The following is a 12,560-nucleotide window of genomic DNA, read 5'->3' as shown; positions in this document are numbered from 1 at the left end:
CTTCGAGCTGGCTTTCTTCTTTCCAGCAGAGGTTCTGTGTATTCTGCGAGTGCGGCCGCACCGCTGCCCCGCCCTCCCTTGTTTTCACTTCAACTGACGAGATTTCTGCTATGAGACACACACTTTGGAGCCTGCTGCTCGCCGTCGTTCCGTCCATTGGCACCGCCGCCGACTCGGTCCCGGAATTCCAATGGCGGGCGGTGGAAATCGACAAGATCAGCATCGGCTACGGCGTGCAACTGACCGATGTCGATGGCGACGGCAAAACGGACATCGTGCTGGCAGACCAAAAGACGTTTCAGTGGTATGAAAACCCATCGTGGACCAAACACATCATCGCCAAAGACCTGACCGTTCGAGACAACGTCTGTATCACGGCACGAGACATCGACGGAGACGGAAAGTGCGAAATCGCAGTCGGTGGGCAATGGAATTATCGTGAGAGCAACAAAGATGGAGCCGTCTTCTATCTGATTCCGCCGGACGACCGGACTCAGCCGTGGACTGCGAAGCAACTTCACAATGATCCGAGCACTCATCGCATGCACTGGGTCAAAGGCCCGGGCGACGACTTCCGGTTGATCGTAAAGCCGTTGCGTGGTCGAGGCAGCGTCGACGGTGATGGGCCGGGACTAAGAGTGTTGGAATACATCATGCCGAAAAATCCTCAGGACGAATGGACGTTCGCCGTGGTCTGCGACTTCCTGCATCTGTCACATAACTTTCATCCGGTCAACTGGGACGATGATCCGGAAGAAGAACTGATCATCGCAGCAAAGGAAGGCGTGTGGCACTTCGATCGTCAGTCAGACAAGCCGGGCGACTGGAAGGCCACGCAGCTCACCGAACAGTTTGCCGGAGAAATCCGCGACGGCAAACTGCCCGGCGGCAAACGCTTCATCGCCACCGTCGAACCCAAACATGGCTCGGTTTGTGCCGTCTACGTGGAACCCGAAACGCCAGGCGAACTTTGGCCCGCCTTAAAGGTGCTGGACAACGAACTAAAAGACGGGCACGCGCTGGCGGTGGCAGATTTTCTGAACGTCGGTTCGGATCAAATTGTGGTCGGTTGGCGAGCCATGAACGATCCCGGCGTACCGGGAATCAAGATGTTCACACCGCTGGACAAAGACGGCACTCAGTGGCGCGACACACGGATTTCTGCTGACGAAGTGGCCGTGGAAGACCTTAAAGCAGCCGACCTGAACGGCGACGGCAAAGTAGACATCGCCGCGGCGGCTCGACAAACAAAGAACCTGACCGTGTTCTTTAATGAGGCCAAATGAGCTTGAATCCTGCTCCGGAGTCCGTGAAAAGCATCGTCCGTCACGCTATGCTGCGGTCCGTTCTGAATAATCCCGCCACCGGAGTCCACTGTCATGCCCACCCGATTCTCCAAAATACTGATCGCCGCGATACTTATGGTTACCGTTTGCAGCCTGCCGTCTTCTGCCATGGCCGACGTCTTCGAACTTCGCACCTACACGACCAACGAAGGCAAGCTGGATGACCTGAACGCTCGCTTCCGCGACCACACGGTGGCTCTGTTTAAGAAACACGGCATCGAATCGGTCGGCTATTGGGTGCCACTGGACCAAGCAAAGTCGAAGAACACGCTGATCTACGTGATCAAACACAAGAGCCGCGAAGCTGCAAAGGAGTCATGGAAGGCGTTCATTGCGGACCCGGAGTGGAAAAAGGCCGCTAAGGCTTCTGAACAGAACGGCAAGATCCTCGCGAAGGCTCCCGAGTCGGTCTACATGAACGCCACAGACTACAACCCGAAGTTTGAGAACGCCGATCAGGGAACAGACGGGGTGTACGAACTTCGAACGTACCGCTGCAACAAAGATAAATTGAAGGGGCTGGATTCTCGTTTTCGTGACCACACCATGAAGCTGTTCAAGAAGCATGGAATCGAAAACGTCGCCTATTGGCACCCGGCTGACGAACCAGCTTCACAGGACACGCTGATTTACATCATCCGCCACGAAAGTCGCGATGCCGCGAAGGAATCATGGGATGCGTTCCGGAATGATCCCGAGTGGCAGAAGGTTGCAAAGGAGTCCCAGAAGGATGGCGATTTTCTTCGCGAACGACCTGAGTCCGTATACATGAAAGCGACCGACTATTCGGCGATCAAATAGTCGCTTGCCGCAGCACATAAAGAATGTCATGTCAGAAACTAACGAACAACCCTCATCGCCCCCGCGCCGCCTTTGGTCGCGTTTCAAAATTCTGATTCGCCGCATCCACCTTTACAGTGGCCTGTTTTTGCTGCCGTGGGTCTTCCTGTACGGCGTTACCGGAGCGATGTTCAATCATCAGGGTTTGTTTCCTTCGATGGCAATTCAGCAGATCGACCAGCAGGTCGTGGCCGATTCTGCCATCAAAGACTTCCCCACCCCCGCCGCGTTTGCTCAACAGGTTGTTGATACTTTGCAGCAATCAGCGGCGGACGCCAAGATCACACTCGCGGAGAATCACGGTGCGGAATTCACCAATGATGTGATGTTTGAAGTGAAGGAGGCTGGCCAGCAGCATGTCGTCTACATCGACCCGATCGCCCAAACGGCACAGGTGAAGACTCCGCCTAAAAACGAAGAAGAACTGCAGCCACTGCTTTCCGACATTCGCAACATCAGCCTGAAACCCGATCCGCTGGACGATGCTCGACGCTCTGCTGCTGAAATTTTCTCCAGCGTTGGCATTCAAAGCAGCGACGAACCCAAACCCTTCGCCTGGACCAAGCTGAACTTTCTGGCCGACGTCGACGGCGAACTCGCACGAGTGACCTATGTGCTGAAGGATGGGCATGTGGACCTCACAAAGCACACCGGCGAAGACGGAATGTCGCCGCGAAACTTTCTGCTGCGATTACACACCAGTCATGGCCAGCCGCCGCACTGGAATGGTCGCATGTTCTGGTCATTGGCGGTCGACACAATGGCCATTGCCATGGTCTGCTGGGGCCTGACAGGCCTGTTCATGTGGTGGCAACTAAAGCGAGCCCGCATTCTCGGCACCATGGTCATCGCCTGCAGCCTCGTCACCGCCGCGGTGATGTACTTCAGCATTCACGATTTCTACGTCGCCACAAAACTGTAGGTGCCGACGGCACTTCGCCGCAGGCGACCTCTGCGGCGAAGCCAGCAGATCGTTTAACCCGTAGCCGGAGGCGCAGGCGTTGCTGGGGACGGCTGTGTCGCAGCAGAAGCCGGAACACTCACGGAAGCCGATGAACGGGCGCCTGCGCCTCCGGCTACGGGTTAAACGACCGTATCAATCCGGCCGTAATAAACTCGACATCCTGAGCCCGAAGCCCTGCTCGGCAGGCAGAATTGACTACCCGATCAGCTCGTCGATCACGTGAGCTTCCCGAGTAATATTGGTCAGGCGCTTGTCGGCTCCCTGATGACGGAACGTCAGCTTCTTGTGGTTCAGGCCGAATTGTTTTAGCAGCGTTGCCTGAAAGTCGTTGACGTGCACCGGATCGACGATGGGATTCCAGCCGATTTCATCGGTTTCGCCATGAGTGTATCCAGCTCGTGAACCGCCGCCGGCCATGAACATACTGAAGGCGTTGGGGTGGTGGTCGCGGCCCGTGACGTTCTTGCTGTTGTTGCGATTTTCGCCCAGGGGAGTCCGGCCGAATTCTCCGCCAAACACGACCAGCGTTTCGTCCAACAGACCTCGCTGTTTTAAATCCTTAATCAACGCCGCGACGGGCTGGTCAACGCAACCTGCGTTGTACGCCAGTTCGCGATCGAGTTTGGAGTGATGGTCCCACGACGCGAAGATGATGTTTACAAAGCGGACGCCTCGTTCGACCATGCGGCGAGCAAGCAAACAATTGCGTGCGAATGACGGATAGTGAGCACCTGAGCCCACCCGACTGGCGCGCTCTTTCGGTTCTGATCGGTTTACGCCGTAGGCCTCCAGCGTTGCCGCCGTTTCGCCCGAGATATCGGTCAGTTCCGGAGCGGCCGATTGCATCCGGAACGACAATTCGTAGTTCGCAATGCGGCTGGCAATTTCCGGATCCTGCATGCGTTGAAAGTTTTGTTCATTCAGCGCACGAATCGCGTCCAAACCGTGTCGTTCGAGTGACCGTGGCAAGCCGGGCGGTAGTTCGAGATTCAAAATCGGTGGCCCCTGATTTCGCAGCAACACGCCCGCGTGCACCGACGGCAGATAGCCGCTGCTCCACAAAGTGGCACCGCCACTGGAACCTCGACCCGCCGTCAGCACCACATAACTCGGCAAATTCTGATTCTCTGTGCCCAGCCCGTAACTAAGCCATGATCCCATCGATGGCAGACCAAATTGAGCTTGCCCGCACTGCATCATCAACTGCCCCGGATGATGATTGAATTGATCCGTGTGCATGCTGTTGATCATGCAAATGTCGTCAGCGCAGGTTGCGATCTTCGGCAGCAGTTCAGAAAACCACATGCCACTTTCGCCGTTCTGCCGAAAGTTGCGCCGAGCGGCCATCAGCCGAGCGGTCTCTTTTTCGATGAAGGCGAACCGAACACCTTCCAGCAGCGATTCCGGCAACGCCTGTCCGTCCAGGCGATTCAGTTCGGGCCGGTAGTTGAACAGATCAAGCTGTGAGGGTGCGCCGGCGTTGAAGATGAATATGCAGCTCTTCGCTTTGGGTTCGAAATGTGTGCGTCGCGTCGCCAGCGGGGCTTGCTGACTTCCTGCTTCGGCACCCAACGCGCCGTCTGCGGTCAGCATTGCCGTGAGAGCCGCGCCGCCGAGGCCGCTGGCGGCGGTGGTAAGGAAATCACGGCGGAGGTGGGTAAATGAAGATTGGGAGTCTGACATTTCTTGCGACCTCATGGGTTAGAGTAGCCGTCATCACTCCGCGTGACGAGCCGCGCAGTGGGATGACTGATTCATTTCAATTCATCGTCCGGATAATGAAGGCTGAGCTACCGACCCCGACCTTGCCATCCGAACCAAATCTACCGTTGTTCGCCACCATTCGTGGCGCGGCTCATCACGCAGAGCGATGATGGCTACTATGACCGTGTCAAAAATTCATCCAAATTCAAAATCACGCGAGTCACGGCGACCCAGGCTGCGTTGTCGGCAACAGAAACTTCTTTCGCTGCGTGCGGGCCGATCAGTGTTTTCGCGTCGTCTTCATGAGCGGCGAAGTGCTGCCGAGCTTTGTTGAGAAGCTGCGTCAGCGATTCAAGTTCAGCAGCAATCGGGCGTCGGCCCATCGTGATCAGAAATGCGTTCGCCAGTCGATCTTCGTCAGAGACATTCGTGCCGTCGTCATGCAACAATCGCTTGGCGAAAGCCTGAGCCGCTTCATGAAAGACTTCGTTGTGCAATGTTGCCAGTGCCTGCAACGGATTGTTCGACCGGTCTCGCATCGCCTTCGTCAGGCTGCTGTCCGGGCAATCGAAGGTGCTGAGGTTGGGGTCAATCGCCGTGCGGCGGAAGAAGGTATACATCCCGCGACGATAGCGATCTTCGCCTGTCGACGCTTTATATTTATTGCTGCCCGCGTAGGTCTGCTGAGTGACAATGGCAGGCAGCGGCGGAAAGACGCTGGGGCCGCCCACTTTCGGACTCAACAGCCCCGCCGCCTGCAGACTCAGGTCGCGGACGATCTCAGCTTCTACGCGGAATCGATTCTGCCGAGCCAGCAAGCGGTTGCGGGTATCGATGACGGCAATGTCGGGCCGAGTTTTCGACGACTGCTGATAAGTTTGCGACGTCACGATGAAACGAATCAGCTGCTTGCGACTCCATCCGGCTTCATCGACAAACCATCGAGCCAGATAGTCCAGCAATTCCGCATGCGATGGTGCTGACCCGCGCGAACCGAATTCCTGTGGCTGATCGGCCAGGGGCTGACCGAACAAATACATCCAAACTTTGTTAACGGTGACTCGCGCGGTGAGCGGGTTGTCAGGCTCCACCAGCCAGTTGGCAAGGTCGAGCCGCGTGGGACGTTCGCGCGAGGTGTCCAACGTTCCGAATACGCCAGGCGTGTTTGGCAGGACTTCGCCTTCGTCCAGCATCGGCCGCAGAAAATCGCCCCGCGTAAACATGTAGGTCTGACGCGGGGATTCTGACCGTTCTGTCAGGTACCGCGTGAGCCCCGCACTGTTGTCGTAGTTTCTGAGCTGACCGAGCTTACTCTGCGTTTGATCGCTGTAGTTCTTGTCGGTGAGCTGTTTTTCCAACAGGCCGGTCAGTTCATCCCAGCGCTTTTGTCTGTCAGCCAGTTTCTTGTCGCCGTCGTCGGGTTTTCCTTTGAGGTAATCCGCCGCGTAGTCGGCGTTGTTGAAGAACGCGTACAGCCGGAAGAAATCCTTTTGGCGAAACGAATCGTACGGATGATCGTGACACTGACAGCAGGCAATGGACGCTCCCATCCACACCGCGCCGAGTGTGCCCACGCGATCGATCACGCGCTTGGTGCGGTCTTCTTCAGAATCCACGCCGCCTTCGAGGTTAAACTGCGTCTGCAGATGAAATTTCGTGGCGATCAAGTCATCAGCCGTCGGTTCCGGCAACAGGTCGCCGGCAAGCTGCTTGCGAGTGAAGTCATCAAAGGGCATGTCGTCGTTGATCGCGTTAATCACCCAATCACGGAAGCGATAAGCGTCGTTTTTGACGGAGTCCTTTTCGTACCCTTCCGAATCGGCATAGCGAGCTTCATCCAGCCAATGGCGCGCCCAGCGTTCGCCAAACTGAGGGACGGCCAGGTAATTGTCGATGATCGTCAGCAACGCTTCGGAATCGGCAGTGAATGCTTCCGGCGATTCGTTCAGCGGCTTAACGACGTCTGGTGCCGGCAGCAGTCCGGTCAGGTCCAGGGACAACCGACGAACGAGAGTGATCGCGTCGGCTGGTGGCGATGGCTGGATCTTTTCTTCGTTCAGCTTTCGACGCACAAACCAATCGATCGGGTGCTGGCCTTCAAACGAAGCATCTTTACGAAGCGGCGGCAGCGGTAGATGCGACCAGTGCGACGGCCAGGTAGCTCCTTTTTTCACCCACTGCCGCATCAAGTCGATTTGCTTTTTCGTAAGCCGATCATGACCTTCCGGCGGCATACGCAGGTCAATGTCGTCGGTTGAAATTCGTTCGATCAGCGTGCTGGCGTCGACGTCGTTTGGCACAACGGCCGGTTCGCCGGAATCAGTTTCGCTCAGCATCAATTCGCGACTGATTACGCCAAAGCCGCCATTCTTTTTCACGCCGCCGTGGCAGCCTGCACAGTGGTCGTTCAGGATCGGCCGGATGTCACGGTCGAAGTCGATCGATTGAGCGTGTGCCTGGTTCACGAATGGAATCGAACAGGCCAGCAGCACGACGAGTTGGCCCGGGGATTGGCATTTCATGGGAGTGACCGGGAATTGCGTGAGGAAGGACGAGAGATTTCCATGATAACCAGAGCGACGTGGAATCCGAACTGTGGATCAGAAAAGCGGAAGTGGGACGGTTTGAAAACAGACATATTTTGACGTTTTGAATCGGAGACAACAGACAACTGCGAACCATTCGTCATGACTGGTCTCCTTGCCGATACGTCCGGTCAGCCATCATGTCGAGCTGGCCATTCAATCGCGTTCCCTGAAAAGGAGACGACCAGATGATGCTGTTGTATGGAGTACTCCGCGGCATCTCGGCGATCCTTCGCCGATTTGTAGAGTGGAAGCATGACCGCGCTCAGAACGCGTACTCATGCGACGAAACCGCTTTCAGGGAACTGGAAGCAAGCTGCAAGGCCGAAGAAGTGGCGCTGGGCCGACCACTGGACTATGCAGCTCAACTAAAACTGCTGAAGGCATTCGAACGTCGAGAAGCCTCGAAGACTCGATGGGTTCAGTCGGCGGAACGAATGCACCGTAGTCGTGGCGTTAGCGAACGAGTTCGATCATTCGCTGGCATGCGTCTGCCGTACACCTTCGGCCTGATTGACATGGCCTGCATCCTGCGAGTTCTGGACCAGCTTGGTGTGCTTCCAAACCTGGAACAGCCACTGATCAAGGGCCTGTATGCGATGTTTGTGAACTAAGATCGCGGCCGAGACAACGATCTCCGGCTGTTTCGCCTTCGTTCGCTGTCCAGTTATTCCGCACTAAGGGTACTGCTCTTAGTGCGGTTTTTTTCTGCGCAGACCCGCAGACTAGCTGCCTTCAGGACTTTAACACTCAGCCGCATTGACTTTTGGCATCGTCGGACTGATCCTGCTACCAGACGTGGCATCGGTCACGGCGTCAGTAGATCCTTTTTTAACAATCAGACATCATGTCAAAACGAGTCGTCTTAGCGATGAGCGGCGGTGTTGACAGTTCGGCCGCTGCCGTGCTGTTGCATCGGCAGGGGTACGAAGTCATCGGCCTGTTTATGCGCTCCGGCGAAACAGAAAAACAGGCCTGCGCAGTTTCCGGCGACGGGCTGCTGCCGGTGCTCGACACGCCGACTCACAAACAGGGCTGTTGCAGCGCGGAAGACGCGGCCGACGCGCGACGAGTGGCCGACCAGCTTGGCATTCCATTTCACTCGCTTAACTTTCAGGATTCGTTTAAGCGAATTAAGGACTACTTCGCCGATGAGTACCTCGCCGGACGTACACCAAACCCATGTGTGCAATGCAACAACTGGCTGAAGTTCGGCAAGCTGTGGGACTTCGCTCAACAGGTGGGAGCCAACCACATTGCCACGGGCCACTACGCTCGCATTTTGAAGGACGAGCAAACGGGCGAACACACGTTGCACTGCGGCAGCGACCCAAACAAAGATCAATCGTACGTGCTGTTTGGCATTCGTCGCGATCTACTTAGCCGCATCCTGTTGCCCGTCGGCGAATATCAGAAACCGGCGATCCGTGAGTTCGCAGAAGAAGCCGGGTTGCGAGTCGCGCAAAAGAAAGACAGCTACGAAATCTGCTTCGTCCCCGGCGACGATTACGCTGGCTTTCTGAACAATTACCGCGACCTCGGCAACACGGCTGGCGATTTCATCGACACCGATGGCGAAGTCCTCGGACAACACGCCGGCTACGAAAAGTTCACGGTCGGCCAGCGCAAAGGCCTGGGCATTGCGTTTGGTGAACCGCGATTCGTGCTAAGCGTCAATGCAGAAACACGGCAGGTCGTGCTGGGGACTCGCGAAGACCTCGCCACACAGCACGTCCGCATCAACGGCCTGAACTGGCTGGTGGATCGTCCGGCCGAATCGTTTGAGTGTGCCGTCAAACTGCGCTACCAGCAGAAGTCAACTCCCTGCTCTGTTCAGATCGTCAACAACGACGAAGCACAGATCACGTTGAATCAACCCGTGCTGGGCGTCGCTCCCGGCCAGGCGGCCGTCTTCTACGATGGTGATAAGGTGCTGGGCGGCGGTTGGATACAGGCAGAACTTGACGATTTCGCAAACCGTTCTCTGCCTGCATCCATGCCTAAGGAATTGTGAGGCTGAAGGGAGCCGCTATTCCTGTGGTTCACCGTCCGGATCAACGCCGTACTTTTTCCACAGATCGCGTTCCCACGCCAGTCGAGCGGGACCAGCGATCTGCTGCTGCATGACCCCAACCATTGGACTGCGAGCAAACGCAAACTGCTGGCCTTCGTTCGCAAACCGTTCGCGCAGTCCGTCTTCGCCGATTTCCGGTGTCGGAAAACGATTCGTCACGTGCACGACATAGTATTGCGAAAGGTCAACATTCGGTACGACGTCGACTTCTTCGTCTTTCATGTCGTTAAACACAGCCTCCATAAAGCGTTCGTCGACGCGTTCCAGCATTCCACCGACGACGTCTTCAAACTGAATCGGAGACAGCGTGGCTTGCGGAGTCTGGAAGCTCATGGGTGAAGCACTGGAAGTCCGCAGCCATGAAAATGGCATCGTCTTTCGTACGGCCAGTTCGGTGCCGTTTTCTTCGCCTGTGACCGTCGCGCCTTTCAGAGCGGCCGCCATTTCCTGCTTGGCTTCGCCTTCTTTGGCGAGACCCGTTCGGACCTGTTCGGCCAACTCTTTCGCGCGTTTGCTGGCCAGATCGCGTGCCTTCTGACGTTTCCATTCCAGAACAACCATTTCCCGAATGCCAGGCTCATCCAGCGTGGGAACGTGTGACGGCGAAAAGTCGACGGCCCAATACACATAATGGTGCTCGCCACCGTCCAGATTCACGGACCGCAGCACAGCTTCACGAACGAGGTAAAGTTGAGCGTCGTTGTTCTGTTCACTGTTGGAAAACGACTGGAACACGGTGCGAGCGACTTGTGGTGCCTGAGCCGCCAGCATCGGATTCTCGGTTGGTTCCGTCGCTGATCCGATCGGATAATCTTCTTCTTCAATCAGCTCAGAATAGCTAAGCATCGGAGTTTCGACGTACGTCAATCCGTTCTCGCCAGCATATGCTTTCAGGCGGTCATTCAGCTCATCGTAAAACGGTGCCAGTTCGACACGCAGTTCACGCAGCGCTTCCTGCTTTTCTTCGTCCGTACCTTCGAAGGCTCCCGGGTTCTTTTCAATTCGCGAGAAGCGTTCTTTCGATCGATCTCGTGCGATGGTTTCCATCTGAGCTTTCGCCTGGCTCAGCTTTTCATCGATGGCTTCCTGCACCCGCTGACGCATGATCTCATCGCGGATTTCTGCTTTCAGTTCATCATCCAGTTCTCGGTATTCGTATTGCGTTTCCGGGATCTCAGGCGTCTTGCTGGTGCCTGGAGTAATGATGGGAGTATCTGGAATGGTCAAAGCCGCCGGCTTGTCTGCCGCCGCAGGACTGACAGCACTCTCTGTTTTCTCGTCGGCATCGGCCTTCGTTTCGGCAGTCGCAGCTTCGTCTGGTGCAGCTTCTTTTGAATCTGCCGTATCAGCTTTGGCTTCTTCTTTCGTTTCCTCTGATGAAGGTTCGTCGGCTTCCGTTTCATCGGGCTCAAACGCACCGCAACTATCATCCTCAGGCTCCGAAGGTTCTTCCTTTGCCGTTTCGGGTTCGTCTGCCTTCGGTTCCTCAGGCGCTGGTTTGGGCTCTGGCTTAGGTTCTGGCTTAGGTTCTGGCTTAGCCGGAGCTTCCTCTGCTGGCTTCGCAGCATCTGCAGCGGGCTTCTCTGTGCTCGCAGGCTTATCAGCCGCTGGTTCAGCTGGCTTCGGTTCAGCTGGCTTCTTCGCATCGTCTGCCGCTGGCTTGTCCGCATCAGCTTTCGACTCCGCTTTGTCGGACTTGGCGTCTGCTGGTTCACCTTCTTTTTCGGCGTCGGCGTCCTGCTTCGCTGGCTCGTCCTTTTCGGTTTCGCTTTCGTCAAAATCCGGAATCACGGGACGCTTGATCAGCGGTGTCTCTTTATTTTCATCGTAATACTTCTGAATCTGTTCATCGGTCACTTCGCCGACTTCGTTTTCCACTGACTTCGCGTCGACTTCGATGTAGGCCAGTTGAGTGCGAAACGGCAGTCGGAAACCGGGAGACCCTCGATCTTCTTCGTTCGGTCGTTTTGTCGCGTACTTCGCGAACATTTCGTTGACCTCAGCGTCCGTCGGTTCACCGACTTCGTCAACAAAGGCATCGACATCGACGGCCGCCAGGCCCAGCTGCTGCCGGACGTTCAGCTTGCGATAGTACTGCCAATACACTTCCGGGCCCGGTGGCAACGCGGCTGTGCGTGGTTGAAGGGTCAGAAAAGCGAGTCGTGCTTTGATTTCGTCAGCCAGCACGCTAACCAACGTGTCGTCGTCCAGCTGTTTGCCCTGATAGGCAATCGCGTTTCTGGCGGCGATGTAGTGATCCTTGGTCAGCTTCTCGTTCATCGTGTTGCTGAGATAATCGCGGACCATCGTTTCGTCGACGGTGATGCCCAAACGGTCCGCTTCGGCTCGCAGCAGTTTGCCGAAAATCACGTCCTCGCGGATGGATTCGTGGCCGAAGCCGAACAGAGTGGCAAATCGAGCGGTACCTTCGCCAAAGCTTTCTTCCATCGCGCGGCTGACGAACTGATTCGCCACGTAGCGACGCATCTCCATTTCTTCCATGTCTTCCTGGCTAATGACGCCCAAAGACGTGTTTAGCCCGGTGCCTTCTACGAAGCCTGGCAGGATAAATCCCAGTGCGGCTCCTAAAACCGCCCCGCCAAGGCCCCACTGCAGCCAGCGTCCCTGACCGACGCCTGCAATGCCGAATACTGTTCCCCCAATCAAAATCCCCAGCAGCCACAGATTGGCCGACGGGTCCATGAAAAGGTCGGTCAAAGTGAACAGCAGCATCGACAGGATGACCATAATGATCATCATGCCGCCGGAGTATTTGCGGAAAATCTTGAACGGTGAAGCCATGAAATTACTCTTGGATTGGCCGGGGCATCAGGTGGTCAATTTGTACACCTGGCTTGACAGACAGGGTGGCGAGTCGTATCCCACCCACGAATTCGAAGCTGATTCGCACAGTTCAGGCGACGCCTCGCAGTTAACGAGAGAGCCTGAACGGTGCGCGAAAGCGGCGGATTTTAGCTGTCCGCAGAAATGAAACAAGGTCAACCCAAACCTAAGGTTACGTCATTCGCGATGGTCTCTGGAATGGT

8 protein-coding genes are annotated in these 12,560 nt (G+C 56.1%); 5 read left to right on the top strand and 3 right to left on the bottom strand.

Annotation, left to right across the window (positions count from 1 at the left end):
- The first annotated feature begins 110 nt into the window (after positions 1-110).
- The 3 genes from Fuma_RS24970 to Fuma_RS24960 all read left to right on the top strand — a co-directional run bounded on the left by Fuma_RS24970 (position 111) and on the right by Fuma_RS24960 (position 3,108).
- The gene (locus Fuma_RS24970; protein ID WP_077026517.1) at positions 111-1,286 is read left to right on the top strand and encodes an FG-GAP repeat domain-containing protein; all 1,176 of its coding nucleotides are present in this window, start codon (positions 111-113) and stop codon (positions 1,284-1,286) included.
- Positions 1,287-1,379: 93 nt separating this feature from the next.
- Positions 1,380-2,147 (top strand): NIPSNAP family protein, encoded by a 768-nt coding sequence (locus tag Fuma_RS24965; protein WP_077026516.1) that lies wholly within the window; start codon positions 1,380-1,382, stop codon positions 2,145-2,147.
- 28 nt (positions 2,148-2,175) lie between these two features.
- On the top strand, positions 2,176-3,108 hold the full coding sequence (locus Fuma_RS24960) for a PepSY domain-containing protein (RefSeq protein WP_077026515.1): 933 nt from the start codon (positions 2,176-2,178) through the stop codon (positions 3,106-3,108).
- Positions 3,109-3,345: 237 nt separating this feature from the next.
- Here Fuma_RS24960 and Fuma_RS24955 read toward each other — a convergent pair whose 3' ends face one another.
- Positions 3,346-4,833 (bottom strand): DUF1501 domain-containing protein, encoded by a 1,488-nt coding sequence (locus Fuma_RS24955; protein ID WP_099091827.1) that lies wholly within the window; start codon positions 4,831-4,833, stop codon positions 3,346-3,348.
- 197 nt (positions 4,834-5,030) lie between these two features.
- Positions 5,031-7,376, bottom strand: coding sequence for a PSD1 and planctomycete cytochrome C domain-containing protein (locus Fuma_RS24950; protein ID WP_083732304.1), 2,346 nt, complete (start codon positions 7,374-7,376; stop codon positions 5,031-5,033).
- A gap of 251 nt (positions 7,377-7,627) precedes the next feature.
- Between Fuma_RS24950 and Fuma_RS24945 the strand changes: the two genes are divergently transcribed.
- Entirely contained in the window at positions 7,628-8,053 is a 426-nt protein-coding gene (locus Fuma_RS24945; RefSeq protein WP_077026513.1) for a hypothetical protein, read from the top strand.
- A gap of 233 nt (positions 8,054-8,286) precedes the next feature.
- The gene (gene mnmA / locus Fuma_RS24940; RefSeq protein WP_077026512.1) at positions 8,287-9,453 is read left to right on the top strand and encodes a tRNA 2-thiouridine(34) synthase MnmA; all 1,167 of its coding nucleotides are present in this window, start codon (positions 8,287-8,289) and stop codon (positions 9,451-9,453) included.
- 15 nt (positions 9,454-9,468) lie between these two features.
- Here the strand turns inward: mnmA and Fuma_RS24935 are convergent, their stop codons facing one another.
- Complete coding sequence (locus tag Fuma_RS24935; protein WP_077026511.1) at positions 9,469-12,315, bottom strand: hypothetical protein; 2,847 nt, start codon at positions 12,313-12,315, stop codon at positions 9,469-9,471.
- Between the last annotated feature and the right edge of the window lie 245 nt (positions 12,316-12,560).

This window comes from Fuerstiella marisgermanici (assembly GCF_001983935.1).
GTDB classification, from domain to species: Bacteria; Planctomycetota; Planctomycetia; order Planctomycetales; family Planctomycetaceae; genus Fuerstiella; species Fuerstiella marisgermanici.
This window is presented reverse-complemented; position numbering and strand designations above follow the sequence as displayed.

Excerpts from the sequence above, each read along its gene's own strand:
- Fuma_RS24965 (WP_077026516.1), top strand. The coding sequence starts at position 1,380 with ATGCCCACCCGATTCTCCAAAATACTGATCGCCGCGATACTTATGGTT.
- Fuma_RS24950 (WP_083732304.1), bottom strand. The coding sequence starts at position 7,376 with ATGAAATGCCAATCCCCGGGCCAACTCGTCGTGCTGCTGGCCTGTTCG.
- Fuma_RS24970 (WP_077026517.1), top strand. The coding sequence starts at position 111 with ATGAGACACACACTTTGGAGCCTGCTGCTCGCCGTCGTTCCGTCCATT.
- Fuma_RS24935 (WP_077026511.1), bottom strand. The coding sequence starts at position 12,315 with ATGGCTTCACCGTTCAAGATTTTCCGCAAATACTCCGGCGGCATGATG.
- mnmA (WP_077026512.1), top strand. The coding sequence starts at position 8,287 with ATGTCAAAACGAGTCGTCTTAGCGATGAGCGGCGGTGTTGACAGTTCG.
- Fuma_RS24960 (WP_077026515.1), top strand. The coding sequence starts at position 2,176 with ATGTCAGAAACTAACGAACAACCCTCATCGCCCCCGCGCCGCCTTTGG.
- Fuma_RS24955 (WP_099091827.1), bottom strand. The coding sequence starts at position 4,833 with ATGTCAGACTCCCAATCTTCATTTACCCACCTCCGCCGTGATTTCCTT.
- Fuma_RS24945 (WP_077026513.1), top strand. The coding sequence starts at position 7,628 with ATGATGCTGTTGTATGGAGTACTCCGCGGCATCTCGGCGATCCTTCGC.